The 15,508-nt window shown below is 65.5% G+C and carries 15 protein-coding genes and 1 pseudogene; 2 read left to right on the top strand and 14 right to left on the bottom strand.

Features of this window, described 5'->3' with window-relative positions; genetic code table 11:
* Nucleotides 1–13: 13 nt before the first annotated feature.
* The 3 genes from pyk to istA form a co-directional block, all read right to left on the bottom strand.
* Entirely contained in the window at nucleotides 14–1,447 is a 1,434-nt protein-coding gene (gene pyk / locus ACPP3B_RS05830) for a pyruvate kinase (protein WP_424860013.1), read from the bottom strand.
* A 167-nt stretch (nucleotides 1,448–1,614) separates the two neighbouring features.
* Nucleotides 1,615–2,379: an IS21-like element helper ATPase IstB gene (gene istB, locus ACPP3B_RS05825; protein WP_045786199.1), complete on the bottom strand. Its 765-nt coding sequence runs from the start codon at nucleotides 2,377–2,379 to the stop codon at nucleotides 1,615–1,617.
* Nucleotides 2,376–4,022 carry an IS21 family transposase gene (gene istA, locus ACPP3B_RS05820; RefSeq protein WP_045786200.1) on the bottom strand — a complete coding sequence of 549 codons (1,647 nt, stop codon included), beginning with the start codon at nucleotides 4,020–4,022 and terminating at the stop codon, nucleotides 2,376–2,378. The genes istB and istA overlap by 4 nt, the downstream gene beginning before the upstream one ends.
* Nucleotides 4,023–4,201: 179 nt before the next feature.
* Here istA and ACPP3B_RS05815 point away from each other — a divergent pair, with 179 nt between their 5' ends.
* Entirely contained in the window at nucleotides 4,202–5,089 is an 888-nt protein-coding gene (locus ACPP3B_RS05815; RefSeq protein WP_424860012.1) for a CoA transferase, read from the top strand.
* Nucleotides 5,090–5,134: 45 nt separating this feature from the next.
* Here the strand turns inward: ACPP3B_RS05815 and ACPP3B_RS05810 are convergent, their stop codons facing one another.
* The 9 genes from ACPP3B_RS05810 to ACPP3B_RS05770 all read right to left on the bottom strand — a co-directional run bounded on the left by ACPP3B_RS05810 (nucleotide 5,135) and on the right by ACPP3B_RS05770 (nucleotide 13,033).
* Complete coding sequence (locus ACPP3B_RS05810) at nucleotides 5,135–5,326, bottom strand: 2-hydroxymuconate tautomerase (RefSeq protein ID WP_424860011.1); 192 nt, start codon at nucleotides 5,324–5,326, stop codon at nucleotides 5,135–5,137.
* Between the two features lie 20 nt (nucleotides 5,327–5,346).
* A complete protein-coding gene (gene dmpH, locus ACPP3B_RS05805) occupies nucleotides 5,347–6,135 on the bottom strand; it encodes a 2-oxo-3-hexenedioate decarboxylase (RefSeq protein WP_424860010.1) in 789 nt (262 codons plus the stop codon).
* A 33-nt stretch (nucleotides 6,136–6,168) separates the two neighbouring features.
* On the bottom strand, nucleotides 6,169–6,783 hold the full coding sequence (gene gstA, locus ACPP3B_RS05800; protein WP_424860009.1) for a glutathione transferase GstA: 615 nt from the start codon (nucleotides 6,781–6,783) through the stop codon (nucleotides 6,169–6,171).
* A gap of 75 nt (nucleotides 6,784–6,858) precedes the next feature.
* Nucleotides 6,859–7,920 (bottom strand): 4-hydroxy-2-oxovalerate aldolase, encoded by a 1,062-nt coding sequence (gene dmpG / locus ACPP3B_RS05795; RefSeq protein ID WP_424860008.1) that lies wholly within the window; start codon nucleotides 7,918–7,920, stop codon nucleotides 6,859–6,861.
* A gap of 12 nt (nucleotides 7,921–7,932) precedes the next feature.
* Nucleotides 7,933–8,862 carry an acetaldehyde dehydrogenase (acetylating) gene (locus ACPP3B_RS05790; RefSeq protein WP_424860007.1) on the bottom strand — a complete coding sequence of 310 codons (930 nt, stop codon included), beginning with the start codon at nucleotides 8,860–8,862 and terminating at the stop codon, nucleotides 7,933–7,935.
* A gap of 148 nt (nucleotides 8,863–9,010) precedes the next feature.
* The gene (locus tag ACPP3B_RS05785; RefSeq protein WP_424860006.1) at nucleotides 9,011–9,805 is read right to left on the bottom strand and encodes an SDR family NAD(P)-dependent oxidoreductase; all 795 of its coding nucleotides are present in this window, start codon (nucleotides 9,803–9,805) and stop codon (nucleotides 9,011–9,013) included.
* A 12-nt stretch (nucleotides 9,806–9,817) separates the two neighbouring features.
* Complete coding sequence (gene dmpE, locus ACPP3B_RS05780) at nucleotides 9,818–10,600, bottom strand: 2-oxopent-4-enoate hydratase (RefSeq protein ID WP_424860005.1); 783 nt, start codon at nucleotides 10,598–10,600, stop codon at nucleotides 9,818–9,820.
* Nucleotides 10,600–11,490: an alpha/beta fold hydrolase gene (locus tag ACPP3B_RS05775; protein WP_424860004.1), complete on the bottom strand. Its 891-nt coding sequence runs from the start codon at nucleotides 11,488–11,490 to the stop codon at nucleotides 10,600–10,602. The genes dmpE and ACPP3B_RS05775 overlap by 1 nt, the downstream gene beginning before the upstream one ends.
* A gap of 82 nt (nucleotides 11,491–11,572) precedes the next feature.
* Nucleotides 11,573–13,033, bottom strand: coding sequence for a 2-hydroxymuconic semialdehyde dehydrogenase (locus tag ACPP3B_RS05770; protein WP_424860152.1), 1,461 nt, complete (start codon nucleotides 13,031–13,033; stop codon nucleotides 11,573–11,575).
* Between the two features lie 181 nt (nucleotides 13,034–13,214).
* Between ACPP3B_RS05770 and ACPP3B_RS05765 the strand changes: the two are divergent.
* Nucleotides 13,215–14,140 (top strand): annotated as a pseudogene (locus tag ACPP3B_RS05765) (LysR family transcriptional regulator).
* Nucleotides 14,141–14,144: 4 nt separating this feature from the next.
* Here ACPP3B_RS05765 and ACPP3B_RS05760 read toward each other — a convergent pair.
* A complete protein-coding gene (locus tag ACPP3B_RS05760; protein WP_424860003.1) occupies nucleotides 14,145–14,603 on the bottom strand; it encodes a GlcG/HbpS family heme-binding protein in 459 nt (152 codons plus the stop codon).
* Nucleotides 14,603–15,505 carry a SphA family protein gene (locus tag ACPP3B_RS05755; RefSeq protein WP_424860002.1) on the bottom strand — a complete coding sequence of 301 codons (903 nt, stop codon included), beginning with the start codon at nucleotides 15,503–15,505 and terminating at the stop codon, nucleotides 14,603–14,605. Before ACPP3B_RS05755 ends, ACPP3B_RS05760 begins: the two co-directional genes overlap by 1 nt.
* Nucleotides 15,506–15,508: the final 3 nt, after the last annotated feature.

The following is a 15,508-nucleotide window of genomic DNA, read 5'->3' as shown; positions in this document are numbered from 1 at the left end:
TGCGCTTCCAGTTTTATCCCACCTGCCCCACCTTGAGCATGTTGGTGCCGCCCGGCGTGCCCATCGGCTCGCCGGCGGTGATCACGTACCGGTCGCCCGTCTGCAGGCGTCCGCGTGATTTCAGGTGTTGTTCCGCCTGCATCAGCGCCGTGTCCCGATCGGCACTGCCGCCCGCGATGCGCAGCGCGTGCACATTGCGGTACAGGGCAAGGCGCCGTGCCGTGCTCACGCGTGGCGTGATGGCAAAGATCGGGATGTCCACCGTGTGGCGGCTCATCCACAGCGGCGTGGAGCCGGACTCGGTCAGCGCGATGATGGCGCGCGCTTGCAGGTGCGACGCAATGAACAGCGCGCCGAGCGCGATCGATTGGTCGATACGCGCGAATGTCTTGCCGATGAAGTCGGCATCGAGCGCGTCGTGGTACGCTTGCTCCGCCGCCAGGCAGATGCGCGCCATCTCCTGTACCGTCTGCAGCGGGTATTTGCCGGCGGCGGTCTCGGCGCTCAGCATCACGGCGTCGGTGCCATCGAGCACCGCGTTGGCCACATCGCTGACTTCGGCGCGCGTGGGCACCGGTGCGTGAATCATGCTCTCCATCATTTGCGTGGCGGTGATCACGAGCCGATCGTGCTCGCGTGCCAGCGCGATCATGCGCTTTTGCAGCGCCGGCACAGCCGCATTACCCACCTCGACCGCGAGGTCGCCGCGCGCGACCATGATGCCGTCGCTGGCCTGCAGAATCGCTTCCAGCTCGGGGATGGCTTCGGCACGCTCGATTTTGGCGATCAGGCCGGGGCGATGGTCATCGGTGGAGGCTTCATCGCACAGGCGGCGCGCCAAGCGCATGTCGTCGGCGTTCTTGGGAAAGCTCACCGCCACATAGTCGGCCCGTAGCGCCATGGCGGTGGCGATGTCGGCCATGTCCTTGGGGGTGAGCGCGGGGGCGGTCAACCCCCCGCCGCGCTTGTTGATGCCCTTGTGGTTGGACAGCTCGCCCCCCACCACGACGCGGGTGTGCACGGCCGCGCCTTCCACGCGGACCACTTCCAGCTCGATCAGGCCATCGTTGAGCAGCAAGATGTCGCCGGGCACCACGTCGCGTGGCAACTCCTTGTAGTCCAGGCCGACCACGGTTTCGTCGCCCGGCTCCGTCCGGGTGGCGTCGAGCACGAACGGCGCTCCCTCGCGCAGGGTGACACGGCCATGGGCGAACTTGCCCACCCGAATCTTGGGACCCTGCAGGTCGGCCATGATGGCCACCTCTTTGCCCAGGCGCTGTGCTGCGGCGCGCACGCGCTCGGCACGCTGGCGGTGATCGTCGGCGCTGCCGTGAGAAAAATTCAGGCGCACGACATCGACGCCCGCCTGCAGCATGGCCTCGAGCATGTCGGGGGCATCGGACGCGGGTCCGAGGGTGGCAACGATTTTGGTGGCGCGCAATGGCATGGGGTCTCCTCGCAAGGTTGGGGCGGACCACCCGCGGGGGGTGGTGGCGCCGGATTTGGGTATTCTCCACCCCCTATCGTAGTACGCATGCGTGACAGCGCCCCCGATGGCCACCCCAAACTGCCCCACTTGTGGCCGGTCAAACTGCTCCAGGCAGGACGGTCGAATTATGAGGCTTCAGGGCTGATGGCGATGCGCGCGGCGGCCTCCTTGAGGCGGTAGCTCTTGCCCTCGAATTCCAGCATCGCGCAGCGGTGCATCAGGCGGTCCAGGATGGTGGTGGCCATGGTGGCGTCGCCCAGATACTTACCCCAGTCCTGCACCACCCGGTTGGAGGTCACCACGATCGACCTGCGCAACTTGTAGCGCTGGTGCACGATGGCCTGCAACACCTCGGCGGCGTGCTCGCTGATGCGCCGCGCCAGGAACAGGTCATCCAGGACCAGCAGGTCGGGCTGCACCCACTCCTTGAGCAGTGAGCCCCGCTCGGTGGCATTGCCCAGCGCGTAGCGGCCAAACTCGGTGTCCGCCTCCAGATAGCGCACATCGTGACCGGCCAGCGTGGCCTGGTAGGCCACCGCCTTGGCCAAGTGGCTCTTGCCCGTGCCGGGCTTGCCCACGATCAGTGCATTGGCGCCCTCTGCGATGAACTTGAGCGTGTGCAGCTCAAAGCAGGCCGATCTGGGCAGCTTGGGGTTGAAGCGCCAGTCAAAGTCGGCCAGCGTGACCTTCTCATCCAGCCCCGAGCGCTTGTAGCGGCGCTCCATCAGGCGCGTTCGGCGCCGGTCCAGCTCGTCTTGCAGCATGGCGGCGAAGGTCTCCAGGAACGGCTCCTGGCTGGCCTGGGCCTGCATCACGCGGGTCGACAGGGTCTCGGCAATGCCCGAGAGGCGCAATTCGCGCAGCGCGCGTTCGATCTCGGCCAGGTTCATGCCAGGCTCCCCGGTGCGGTGGTGGTGGCAGCGGTGGTACTGGATACGGTTGCCGTGGCCGTGGCTGCGGCGTGCGCGAAGAGATCACCGTACTCATCGACATCGCGGATGAGCCCGTGCTGCTGGGTCAGCTCTGGGGTGGTGAGCACCGCGCCGTTGTCACCGCTGGCATGGGCTTCAATGGCGGCGAGCGCCTGGGCAAAAAGACCCTCGCTCAAAGCCAGCACGCGCTTGTAGCTGTAGATGCCCTGCTCCAGGGCCTGGGCACAGGCGGCGTTGACGCAGTGGGCCGGGTAGCGCCGCACCAGAGCCACGATGCCCCAGAGCTTGCGCTGCCCGACCCGCCCCTCGATGGCAAAGAGCAGCTCACACAGACGGGCCGCATGTTCGCCGATCTCGCTGGCCTGGCGCAGGATGTAGCGGGTCTCGCGCGAGGGGTTGAACACCCGCTCGTCCTGGGGCAGCACGACAGAGCCAGGACGCTCGGCCTTGGGGTGGGTGCGCAGCAGATCGCCCGTGCTGGCCTCACGGATCTCGATGCGCTGGGCGTAGATGCGCACCAGCACCTTCGATCCGATGGCCGCCGGGCGCGCGGCGTAGCTGCTGTGCGCGACGCGCACGCAACTGTCATCGCACACCGTGCGCTCGACCTCGCTGAAATACTGCATGCCCAACAGCGGCAGCGCCTTGAGGTAGGCGCGTTCTTCCTCGAACATGGCCTGCACCTGGCGCCGCTCGGTGCCGTGGATGCGCTTGGCCGCCCAGTTCTTCTCCCAGTGCGCCAGGAACTCGTTGTGGGCCTCGATGGACTCGAAGCGCCGGCCCTTCAAGGCCGTGGCCTGGGTGTGGCCGATAGCGTGCTCGACCGTGCCCTTGCGGTTGGGGTCGCGTACCCGGGCTGGGTCGGCCACCACATGGTAGTGCGCCAGGGTGGCAGCGTAGACCTTGTTGAGTTCGGGTTCGTACAGGTCGGGCGTGATGACGCCTTCCTTGAGGTTGTCCAGCACCACGTACTGGGGGCAACCACCAAAGAAGCGAAAGGCCCGCTCGTGCAGCTCGGCCCAGATCTGGTGGCTGGACTTCCAGACCACGCAGCGAAAGCTTGCCCGCGAGTAGCGCAGCGTGGCCACGAACAGGCGGGGTTTGCGGTACCGATCAGAACCCGGCACCCGGGTGGGAGCGCCTTCGCCGTAGTCGACCTGCATCTCCTCGCCGGGCAGGAAGCTCAGGCGGTCGAACTGCTCGGGCTCCTTCTGGCGCAGTCGGGCCACGAAGCGTTTGACGGAGTTGTACTGGCCGGCAAAGCCGTGCTGGTCGACCAGGTCCTGGAAGATGGCCATGGCGTTGCGCTTGAGACGCAACTGCGCCTGGATGAACTCACGGTGGGGTTCGCACAGGGAGGAGGCCAGTGGCGCAGGGGCAACAGCAGGAGCCGGTGGCCGGGGTGGGGCAGTTTGACTGGCCACCGCCTCAGAGCCGGTGGCCACCCCGGGGCAGTTTGCCCGTTCGGCCGCAAAGCGTTGCCGGTAGGCGCGGATGGTGTGACGGGAGATACCTGTGACCCGCTCGATCTCTCGCTGGCTGGCGTTGGCCTCCAGCAGCGTCCATATGGTGGTTTGCAAGTGTGGCTTCAAGACGTTCACTCCGGTGGTCCCCTCGTTGGTGAGGGGGTGAAAGTAACGTCCTGCCTGTCGGCCAGCGGGCGACCAACATGCCAAGCTCAATGCATCAGGTCACCACTGGTCAGGTGGAGCAATTTGGGTGGCCATAAGTGGAGCACTTTGGGTGGCCGCCGGGGACAGCGCTTTGATACAGTGGCTGCATGAACGCCGAACGCCCCACTCGACGGCCGCCAGCCAAGCCGTTGGCGGGCGTGCGCATCGTCAGCCTGGCGCTCAACTTACCTGGGCCGGCCGCCGTGATGCGGCTGCGGGCGCTGGGCGCCCGCTGCACCCCGATCGAGCCGCCCACGGGCGATCCCATGCGGCACTACAGCGCTGCCGCCTACGCACGCCTGCACCGGGGTGTGGACGCGATCGAGCTGGATCTCAAAAGCGTGGCCGGCCAGCGTCGCTTGGCGCGCCGGCTCGACCGCGCCGACGTGTTGCTCACGGCCTTTCGCCCGTCGGCGCTGGCGCGGCTCGGGTTGGACGCCGATACCCTGCGCGCCCGCTGGCCGCGCCTGTGCGTGGTGCGCATCGTCGGCGGGCCGGGCGCGCGGGCCGAGGAGGCCGGGCACGATCTGACCTATCAGGCCGAGGCGGGCCTGATCGATGGCGAGACGATGCCGCCCAGCCTGCTGGCCGACATGGCTGGCGCCCTGCTGGCCGTCGAAGCGGTGCTGTCCGTACTCATCGTGCGCGAACGGACCGGTCATGGCGGGATCCATGACGTGGCGCTGAGTGATGCCGCCCGCTGGCTGGCGTTGCCGCGCGACTGGGGCCTGACCACGCCCGGCGGGCTGCTGGGTGGTGCCCACGCCGGGTACCGGATCTACCGCTGCGCTGACGGGCGGGTGGCGGTGGCAGCGTTGGAGCCCCACTTCGCCCACCGCTTGGGCGAGCTGGCCGGGCTGGGCGCACTGACCCCGCAGGCGTGCCTGCAGCCAGCCACCGCGCAAGCCTTGGCGCGCTGGTTCGGGCAACGCACGCGCGCGCAGCTGCGGGCGCTGGCGCGCCAGCATGATTTGCCGTGGGTGGTTTTGGAGTGAGGGGGTAGCCCGAGCACAGGGCTGTCGAGCTGTTCTCGGGCGAAGTCAACGTCCCAGGTCTTTCGCGCTGACGCCTGCGATGCCCCAGTTTTCCTTAGGCATCTCATGGATCCAGACGCGGATGCTCTCTTTGGGGGCGTTGGTTGCTTCCTGCAAAGCCTGAGTGACTTTCTCAATGACGGCTTTTTTCTGTTCGGGCGTGCGACCCTCGAGCATGTAGATTTGAGCGAACGGCATCGGGGCTCCTTCTGGAAGATTCAGACGAAACGCAGGCTGACATGCCCCATGTCCTGTATGCGCAGGCACACGTGGTCACCGGGGGCGACGGCGACCGCTTCGGTGACCCCGCCTGAGAGGATGAGCGCGCCGGCAGGGATCTTCTGCCCGCGGCGGCCCAGGTGGTTGGCCAGCGCCGCGACGGCAGCGGCTGGATGTCCCAGAACCGCGGCTCCGGCCCCCAGGGCTACCGGCAGGCCATTTTTTTCGAGCACGACGCCGCAGGTGCGCAGATCGATGGCCTGTGGTGCACAGGCTTGGCCGCCGACGACAAAGCGTGCCGCCGACGTGTTGTCCGCGATGACGCTCTTGAGGTCGAACTTGAAGTCGCGATACCGGCTGTCGATGACCTCGATGCCGGGTAACACGAAGTCCGTCGCGGCCAGTACGGCCCCGACGTGGCAGCCCGGGCCAGCCAACTCGTGCTTGAGGACGAAGGCAATTTCCGGCTCCACTTTCGGGTGGATCAGCGCATCACAGCGGATGGAGGCCCCCTCCGATACTGCGTACTCATCCACCAGAAAACCGAAAACGGGCTCCTCGACGCCCATTTGCTTCATCTTGGCATGGGAGGTCAAGCCACACTTGTAGCCGACGATGCGTGCGCCACGCGCCCGTTTCCGCGCCAAGATGAGATCCTGCACCGCGTACGCGTCCTCCCAATCCATTTCGGGATGGTCGTCGGTGATTTTGGGCGTGTCCTGCGCCTGGAGTTGGCAGGTTTCCAAATGCTCCGCTAGGCGCTCGAGCGTGGGTTGATCCAGTGTCATGATATTTGAAGGGGGTGTCGGTAAATGACAGACTCAGCTTCTTGGCAGCAGGCCTTCGGCGCGGAGGGCCGCCTGAACCGCTGGGCGCTGCCCGATGCGGGCAGCGAAATGTTGCAGCGCTGGCCATGGTGCGAGGTCGAGGCCCACGTAGCTGGCCCAACTCAGCGTGACGAACAGGTAAATGTCGGCGACACTGAAGCGCTCACCGAGCAGGTATGGCGAGTGATTCAAGTGCTCCGCCACCGTCGTCAAACGAGCCTGCAGGATTTGCCGGGCCAGTGCCTTGGCGTCATCGCCCGCGGCCGGATTGAAGAGCGGACTGAAGGATTTGTGAATTTCGGTCGAGATGAAATTCAACCACTGCTGCAGCTGGTAGCGGGCGAAATCGCCGGCAGCGGGGGCGAGCCCCTTTTCGGGCGCTTGGTCAGCGATGAACTGCACGATGGCCGGTCCCTCTGTCAGGTTGCGACCGTCGTCGAGAACCAGGCACGGCACATAACCATTGGGGTTGATGCGCCGGTAATCCTCGCCCGTCTCCGTTTGTTTGGTCTTCAGATCGACTTTGATCAATTCGAACGGCAAGCCCGCTTCGCGCAACGCGATGTGGGGCGAGAGGGAGCAGGCGCCGGGCGCGTAGTAGAGCTTCATGGTTGTTCATTCGTGATCAACACTGGGGAAAATACGTTGCCGAGCCGTCGGGGCCCCAGGCCCCCGACGGCAGGTTCAGGCGGCACGGGCCGGGATGAGCCCCCGCGCCTTTGCCAAACTCAATGCGGTGTCTTCGATCATGTCTTCCTGGCCGCCGACCATGCCGCGGCGGCCCAATTCGACCAGGATCTCGCGAGCCGGAATCCCGTACTTCTGCTCGGCGCGCTTGGCAAAGAGCAAGAAGCTACCATAGACGCCGGCGTAACCCAGCGTCAGGGCGTCACGGTCGATACGAATCGGGAAGTCCATCATAGGCACGACGAGGTCTTCGGCGACGTCCTGGATCTTCCACACGTCGACGCCGGTTTCCACGCCAAGACGATCCAGCACCGCCACGAGTACCTCCATGGGCGTATTACCGGCGCCCGCGCCCAAGCCGGCGCAGGCGGCGTCGATGCGGTTGGCACCCGCTTCGATCGCCGCCACGCTGTTGGCCACCCCCATGGCCAGGTTGTGGTGGCCGTGAAAACCGACTTCGGTTTCGGGCTTGAGCGCGTCGCGCACGGCTCGGATGCGCGCGGTTACATCTGGCGGCAGCATGTAGCCGGCCGAGTCCGTGATGTAGACGCAGTTGGCGCCGTAGCTCTCCATTTGTCGCGCTTCTTTGACGAGCCGCTCCGGACTGGCCATATGGCTCATCATTAGAAAGCCGACGGTATCCATGCCAAGTTGCCGTGCCAGCTTGATGTGCTGCTCACCCACGTCGCTTTCGGTGCAGTGGGTGGCGACCCGTATCGTGTGCACCCCCACGTCGTGAGCCATACGCAGATGATCTACCGTGCCAATGCCGGGGAGCAGCAGCGCCGAGATCTTGGCGCGTTTGACCACGGGGATGACGGCGCGCAGGTATTCTTCATCGGTGTGTCGCGGGAACCCATAGTTCACCGACGCACCACCCAAGCCGTCCCCATGGGTGACTTCGATCAGCGGCATGCCGGCTTCGTCCAGCGCGCGTGCGATCGTGGTCATTTGCTCCAAGGTGATCTGGTGGCGTTTGGGGTGCATGCCATCGCGCAAACACATCTCGTGCAGCGTGACGCGACGGCCAGCAAGGGGGCTTTTCGGGGATTCGCTCATGTGTTTCTCCAATCAAGCGGCGGTGGGTTGGGCCACGACGGGTTCCAGCTTGAGCGCACCCGCCAGGATTTCTTCGGCAAACATTTCGGCGGTGCGCGCGGCCGCGGCGGTCATGATGTCGAGGTTGCCAGCGTACTTGGGCAGGTAGTCGCCCAGGCCCTCGACTTCAAGGTAAATCGATACGCGGTCACCATCGATGACCGGGCCATTGACCAGACGGTAGCCGGGCACGTACTTTTGAACTTCGGCGATCATCTGATGCACCGATGCCTCGATCTCGGCAGCTTTGGGCTTGCCCTCGACCAGGCAGTGGACCGTGTCGCGCATGATGATCGGGGGCTCGGCCGGATTGATGATGATGATGGCTTTGCCCTCCTTGGCGCCCCCCACTTTGGCCACGGCCCCAGCAGTGGTGCGGGTGAATTCGTCGATGTTTTTACGCGTGCCAGGCCCCGCGGAGCGGCTGGAGACGGTGGCGATGATTTCGGCGTAACGCACGGGTTGGACGCGGCTGACGGCATAGACCATCGGGATGGTCGCCTGCCCGCCGCAGGTCACCATATTGACGTTCATTTCGCGTTTGCCGATATGCTGTTTCAGGTTGACCGGTGGCACGCAATAGGGGCCGATGGCCGCCGGCGTCAAGTCGATCATCATGGCCCCGCACGCGTTGACCTTGCGCGAGTTTTCGGCGTGTACATAAGCGCTGGTGGCGTCGAAGACGATTTGAATGTCGTCTTCTCGCATGTGCGGCACCAGCCCATCGACCCCTTCGGCTGTGGTTTTGAGGCCGAGTTCGCGTGCCTTTTTAAGTCCATCACTCTCGGGGTCGATGCCAACCATCCAGATCGGATCGAGCACCGGACTGCGGCGCAATTTGGCCAGCAGATCGGTACCAATGTTCCCCGGGCCGATGAGGGCGCATTTGACTTTTTTTGACATGTCGAGTCCTTTCACTCAAGTTGGATGTTTGCGTTCGGGGTTCGGCTGGCCGTCGTTGCGACTCACCAAGGCATCGACACGATCGCTGCCTGCCCGCTTTGGGCCGGCGTTTGGTGGGTGTACGACGAAGTCATCGCGGCAAGATCCGTCAGAGCAACGAACGAACCACGCCACCATCGACGCGCAAGGCTGCCCCATTGGTGGCGGCACTCAGTGGGCTGCACAGGTAGGCGACCAGTGTTGCGACCTCACGGGGCTCAATCAGGCGCTTGAGCAACGAGGTTGGACGGGCGGTCTGGAAAAAGGCTTGCACGGCCTCCTCCCAACTCTGTCCAGACTCCTTGGCCAGCTTGGCAAAAAATTCGGTCACCCCTTCGGTTTTGGTCGGACCGGGCAGTACAGAGTTGACGGTGATGCCCGTGCCGGCGCAGGTCTCGGCCAGCCCGCGCGCGATCGAGAGTTGCGCCGATTTGGTCATGCCGTAATGAACCATCTCGGCTGGCGGGCAGATCCCCGATTCGCTCGAAATGAAGATGATTCGCCCCCATCCACGCGCCTTCATCGTCGGCAGCAGGGCACGGCTGAGGCGCACGCCACTCATGACGTTGATCTCGAAAAACCGCAGCCACTCCGCGTCGTCGATGGCCTCGAACGGTCGCGGATCGAAAATTCCCAGATTGTTGACTAGGATGTCGACGGCTGGTATCCGGGAGAGGATCTGCTCGCACCCTTGCGCTGTGCCCAGATCGGCGGCGACGGCCATCAGGCGCGCCTCGGGCAGCTCGCTGCGGATACGGTCGGCTGCGGCTTCGGTGCCGGTGACACTGCGGCCGTTGAGGATGACCTGGCATCCTTCGGCGGCAAGTTCGCGGGCGATCGCCCAGCCGATGCCCGCGGACGACCCCGTCACCAGGGCGGTGCGGTTTTGGAGTTTGAGGTCCACTGCGTACGCCTCTTAAACAAAGCGGACCGAACAGCTACCGATACCGCCGATGGTGACGCGAAGGTTGTCGCCCCGGGTGACCGGAACCATCGCCCCGAGCGCCCCAGAGAGAATGACCTCGCCGGCCTTGAGTGGGACGCCCATGCGGCCCAGGGTGTTGGCCAACCATGCCACGGCGGTCAGCGGCGAGCCCATCGTCGCCGCGCCGGCACCTGTGACGACGATTTCGCCGTTTTTCTCGAGCACCATGCCGCAGGTCGTCAGATCGACCGCGCGCGGGTCGACCAGGCGATCGCCCAGGACGAAGACGCCGCAGGACGCGTTATCGGCAACCGTGTCCTGGATACGGATCTTCCAGTCACGAATGCGGCTGTCGACGATCTCGAAGCAGGCCATCACCGCTTCGGTAGAGGCCAGGACCTCGGCCGCAGTCACCCCGGGGCCTTGCAGATCACGTTTGAGCAAAAAGGCAATCTCGCCTTCGGCCTTGGGCTGGATCAGCGCGCTGGCCGGAATGGCCTGGCCCTCGTCATAGACCATGGTGTCGGTCAGTATGCCGAAATCGGGTTGATCGACCCCCAGCATATTCATCACTGCTTGGCTGGTAACTCCGATCTTTTTACCGACGATGCGCTGTCCCGCGGCCAGACGCCGTTGCGTCAACCGTTGCTGGATCGCGTAGGCGTCCTCGATGGTGATGTCGGGGTAGCGGCTGGTGAGCGGCTCGACCGTACGGCAGCCGAGCAGGGCGTCGTAGAGCTCGTCGCCCAGGGTTTGGATCGTGGTGGCTTGCATCACAGTAGTGGTTCCATACGAGGTTCATGGGGGTCGAGCGGGCGCGGCTCATCGGCGCTGGCTTCAGCCAAGAAGTCACCCACGAGCGTGGCGAAGCGCTCGGCGTGCTCGATCTGGGTCCAATGGCCGCAGCGGCCGAAGACGTGCAGTTGACTGCGGTGAATCCAGCGCGCCAGTGTCAGTGCGTTGGACAGTGGGATGACCCGGTCTTCCCGCCCATGCACGATCAAGGTCTCGTGGGGCAGGGCACGGATCGCCTCCTCGGGACTAGCCAAAGCGTCCACCCAGCGTTGGCGGGGGGCGGGGAACATCGCGGCAAAGGCCTCTTGTACTCCCGGACGGATGCTGGCCCGGTAACGCAATTCGGCGAGTTCGTCGTTCACCAGCCGCCGGTCGTAGGCAAAAATGTCGAGCAGACGGCGCATCGCCTCGACCGAGGGCTGATAACCCCACACGGCATCGAGCCCCGGCGTGAGCGTGAACGGCACGCCGGCCGCGCCCATCAGCACCAGCCGCCGCACGCGTTGGGGGTGCCGGATTGCCAGTGCCAAGGCCAATGCGCCGCCAAATGAGTTGCCAACGATGTGGGCGCGGTCGATTCGAAGCGCATCCAGCAGCCCCAGCGCGTGGCCGACCCAGGTGTCGAGGTCGTAGCGCACACCGGTGGGGCGTTCGGTAAACCCGAAGCCGACCATGTCCGGCGCAATCACTCGAAAGCGTGTGGCCAGCCGCGGCATGGTCAGGCGCCAGTTCGCCCACGCGCTGACGCCCGGACCGGAGCCGTGGATGAGCAGCACGGGGTCGCCATGGCCCACCTCGTGGTAGTTGGTCGAGATCCCCGCCGCAACGATGTTGAGGCCGATCTCGGGATTCACAGGTGCAGAACTCATGGGGGCATCCTAGAGATTTCCGTCATACCCATCCAATACTGATTGGGTCTACGTGGATACCTGAAAGGTATCGATTCTGCGTTCAAAGCTTGATGCAGACGTTTTTGAGTTCGGTGTAGAACTCCAGCGAGTGCACGCCCCCCTCGCGCCCGATGCCAGACTGTTTGGCGCCACCGAACGGTGTGCGCAGGTCGCGCAGGAACCAGCTGTTGACCCAGCTCAGCCCCACCTCCATGCGTTGGGCGACGCGGTGCGCGCGGCTGACGTCACGGGTCCAGATCGCGCACGCCAGCCCGTAGTCGTTGTCGTTTGCCTTGGCGAGCACCTCTTCTTCCGAGTCGAAGGGTGTGATATGGCAACAGGGGCCGAAGATCTCTTCCTTCACGACGCGGGCCGTCTCGGGCAACCCGGTCCAGATCGTGGGTTGGATCCACGAGCCACCGGCGAGGTCTGCCGGCATCTCGGGCACGCCACCGCCGGTAACGATCGTCGCCCCCTCCTCAACCGCCAACCGGTAGTACGACAGCACCTTGGCCTGGTGTTCGGCGCTGATCAGGGGCCCCATGTTGGTGGTCGGGTCTTCGGGGCGACCGAGCTTGAGCCCCTCGGCGCCGCGCTTGAGCGCCTCGACGAAGCGCTCGAAAATGGGGCGCTCGACATAGACCCGCTCGGTACCGAGGCAGACTTGGCCACAGTTCGCGAACACCGAGCGCATCGTGCCCTCGATGGCGGCGTCGAAATCGCAGTCCGCGAAAACGATCGCGGCATTCTTTCCGCCCATCTCCAGGCTGACCGGGCGCGCCCCTTTGGCCGCGGCTTTCATGATCGCTTCGCCCGTCCGTGTCTCGCCAGTGAACGTAATCGCGTTGATCCCTGGATGCGTCGTGACGAACTCACCGGCCGAGCCGGGGCCGAAGCCGTGCACCACGTTGTAGACCCCCTTCGGGATGCCCACTTGGTTCATCACCTCGCCCAGCAGGGTGGCGGTGCGCGGGGTTTCCTCGGACGGCTTGACCACCACGGTGTTGCCACAGGCCAGCGCCGGGCCGACCTTCCAGGTCATGAGCAGCAGCGGCAGGTTCCACGGACAGATCACGCCCACCACCCCAACCGGGGTCCGATAGCCGTAGTTGATTGCGCCTCGCCCATCGGGCGTGGCCATCTCGAAGAACTCGGTAGGCACGTTCTTGACGACGTCGGCGAACACCTTGAAGTTGGCCGCACCGCGCGGGATGTCGATCTGCGAGGCCAAGCTCATGGGCTTGCCGGTGTCGGCGCACTCGGCCTCTAGAAACTCGTCGAAGCGGCGCGTGATCTCGGCCGCCAGGGCTTCCAACAGCTCCACGCGCCGGGCCAGCGGCATGCTGCCCCATGGGCCATTGAGCGCCGCGCGCGCGGCTGCCACCGCGGCATCAACCTCGGCCTTGCCGGCCTCTGCCACCTGGCCGATCACGGCGTTGGTGGTTGGCGTTCGGTTGTCGAACCATTTGTCGGTAGCGACAAATTCTCCGTTGATGAAGTTGAGGATCTTTGAGGCAAGCATGTTGGTTTCTTTCTCTTTCACGGATGCGAGCGGGGCCGTTCTCCCATTAGCGCCCTGCCACCTTGCGACGTTCGGGGACCATGATAGAACCGGATGCTTCATACCATCCAATACCAAATTTTTTAGGATCAATACCTCCAAGGTATTGGTCGGCTAAGGGACTCCCACGGACCTGAGGGAGATGAAGTACTTTCTGGCGCTCGCCGAAGAGCTGAACTTCGGCCGCGCAGCGCCCGCACATGGCACAGCCGCCGCTGACGCGCCAGATCCGAGGCATTGAGGAAGCGCTGGGCACCACGCTGTTCCTACACGCCCAAGGGCGTAGAGCTCCCCGCCGCGGGGCAGGCGCTGCTGGACGAGGTGCCCAACATCCTGTCGCTGACCGAGCGTGCGCGTGAACGCACGCTGCGCGCCGGCCGAGGCCTGAGCGGCCAGCTCGATGTGGACACCTTCGGCTCGGGCATGCTCGACGTGATCCCGCGGCTACTGGCCATGTTTCACCGGGCGCGGCCAGAGGTTCGCATCGGTCAGCACAACCAGACCAAGAGCGAGCAGCTGCAGGCGCTGCGCGAGCGGCGCATCACCATTGGCTTCAACCGCCGAGTTCCCCCGGAGCCTGGTCTTGCCGTGCTGCCGGTGCTGCAAGAGCCGCTGGTGGTGGGCCTGCCGGAAACCCACCGCCTGTGCGAGCGCACCGAAGTGGCGCCGCATGAGCTGGACGACGAGCCCATGATCCTCTACCCCAACGTGCCCTTGCACGGGCTGGCCCAGAAAGTGGGCCGCACCTTTCACCGCGAGGGCCTGCGACTGAACGTGGCGCAGTCGGTGGAAGACGTCCTGACCTGCGTGGTGCTGGTGGCCGGCGGGTTTGGCTGTTGCATTACCACCCGCTCGGCTACCAGTCTGCGCCTGCCCGGCGTCACCTACCGACCCTTGCGCTCGCGGCACCTGTACCACATCGAGCCCAGCTACTTGTACCGCAGCGACGACCCATCGCCCGTGCTCGCCGCTTTTCTGGACATGGTGCGCGCCTTCGCGGCCGAGCGCACCGGTGCGCGAGGGCGATGTCCCACGGCGGTGCATGCTTGGGTCGCTCGGCATGGGTAGGCGCTCAGGCCGCTGCGACGGCCAGGCCCAGAACTGCCAGGCCCGCCTGGGCAATGGCCTCGTCCTGCGCCTCGCTGCCGCCGGACACACCAATGCCGCCAATTCGCACGCCCTGCTCCACGATCGGCAACCCGCCGCCGAAGGCCACGAAGCGCGGCCGCAGCACCAAGCCCTGGCGCACGGCCTCGGAGTGCGATGCCAGCTCCTGCGTCCAAGCGCTGGTGGGCAGGCCGAAGCTGGCGGCGGTGTAGGCCTTGTCGCTGGCAATGTCCACCGAGTGCAGCGGCGCGCCAGCCATGCGGGCGAACGCCACGGGCAAGCCCGCCGCATCCACCACCGCCACATTGACGCGCACGCCCAGCGCCGTGGCATGCCGCACCGCGGCCTCGATGGCGCGTAGGGCGGCCGGCGCGTCAATGACGCGCTGGGGCACCGAGGCCGGGTGCGGCATGTGCTGCGCCATCAGAAGGCCTTCACCAGCGTAAAGCGCAGCAGCGTGCCCTTGGGCTGCGGGTTGGTGCCCGCCTCGGCGCTCACTTCTTTGTAGAGCGCGCCCTTCAGGAACATGCCCGCGCCCGGAACGGGGTACACCACCTCGGCGCCCATCGCGTGGCGAGACGACTTCTGGTTGCTGGCCCCCGGCCCGCTGTCTTTAGAGGTCTGCCACTGGCTGTAGCCCACCAGCCCGGCCTGCCAGCCGCCGAAGGACTTGCCCAGCCCCCACTCAAGGCTGACCTGGTTGCCGGGGCGCAGGCCTGCGTCGTTCTTGCCATTGCGCTCGAAACGCACCAGCCCCGAACCCGACCAGGTCTTGGCCGTGTCGAAGTAGTAGGTCAGCCCGCCAGTGAGCATGGTGCTCTTAAAGCCCTTGCCCGCAGAGGCCGGGTGGCTGGTGCTGGCGTTGTCGAGCCACACGCCAGCGGCCGCCACGGCGTCCCATTGCGGGCCGTGCCAGCCGAGCACCAGCGGCCCCAGGTACACGTCGCCCACGCCCGAGCGGGTATCGGAAATGCCCGCCGCGTTGATGGTGAGCGAGGCGCGCATCAGCGGCACGATGGCCTCCACGCCGTAGTCGGCACCCAGCACCTTGTGCTCGGAGATCCACACCAAGCGGTTGGCCAGCGCCGTGACGGTGCCACGGTTGTGGCCGGGCAGGTTGTCACTGGTGCCAGGGGCGCGGAAGTCGTCGATGTTGTAGTTGATGAGGTAGGCCACGTAATAGGTGCCAGGCGGGGGCACGCTCGCCGCCTGCAGGCCTTCAACGCCGGGCACATAGTGGCCTTCGGCCTGCGCCGACGTGCCAACGAGGGCACCCGCCAGGGCAACGGCCGCAATACCGATGTGTTTCTGCATGAGAGTCTGCATGAG

This window comes from Tepidimonas sp. HKU77 (genome assembly GCF_049728535.1).
Classification (GTDB): Bacteria; Pseudomonadota; Gammaproteobacteria; order Burkholderiales; family Burkholderiaceae_C; genus Tepidimonas.
The sequence above is the reverse complement of the archived record's forward strand: the minus strand, read 5'-3'. Positions and strand labels throughout refer to the sequence as shown.

Coding starts and splice junctions, on each gene's coding strand:
- dmpE (WP_424860005.1), bottom strand. CDS start 10,600: ATGCAAGCCACCACGATCCAAACCCTGGGCGACGAGCTCTACGACGCC.
- ACPP3B_RS05760 (WP_424860003.1), bottom strand. CDS start 14,603: ATGGCGCAGCACATGCCGCACCCGGCCTCGGTGCCCCAGCGCGTCATT.
- dmpH (WP_424860010.1), bottom strand. CDS start 6,135: ATGACACTGGATCAACCCACGCTCGAGCGCCTAGCGGAGCATTTGGAA.
- ACPP3B_RS05770 (WP_424860152.1), bottom strand. CDS start 13,033: ATGCTTGCCTCAAAGATCCTCAACTTCATCAACGGAGAATTTGTCGCT.
- ACPP3B_RS05775 (WP_424860004.1), bottom strand. CDS start 11,490: ATGAGTTCTGCACCTGTGAATCCCGAGATCGGCCTCAACATCGTTGCG.
- dmpG (WP_424860008.1), bottom strand. CDS start 7,920: ATGAGCGAATCCCCGAAAAGCCCCCTTGCTGGCCGTCGCGTCACGCTG.
- pyk (WP_424860013.1), bottom strand. CDS start 1,447: ATGCCATTGCGCGCCACCAAAATCGTTGCCACCCTCGGACCCGCGTCC.
- gstA (WP_424860009.1), bottom strand. CDS start 6,783: ATGAAGCTCTACTACGCGCCCGGCGCCTGCTCCCTCTCGCCCCACATC.
- istB (WP_045786199.1), bottom strand. CDS start 2,379: ATGAACCTGGCCGAGATCGAACGCGCGCTGCGCGAATTGCGCCTCTCG.
- ACPP3B_RS05755 (WP_424860002.1), bottom strand. CDS start 15,505: ATGCAGACTCTCATGCAGAAACACATCGGTATTGCGGCCGTTGCCCTG.
- ACPP3B_RS05815 (WP_424860012.1), top strand. CDS start 4,202: ATGAACGCCGAACGCCCCACTCGACGGCCGCCAGCCAAGCCGTTGGCG.
- ACPP3B_RS05790 (WP_424860007.1), bottom strand. CDS start 8,862: ATGTCAAAAAAAGTCAAATGCGCCCTCATCGGCCCGGGGAACATTGGT.
- ACPP3B_RS05810 (WP_424860011.1), bottom strand. CDS start 5,326: ATGCCGTTCGCTCAAATCTACATGCTCGAGGGTCGCACGCCCGAACAG.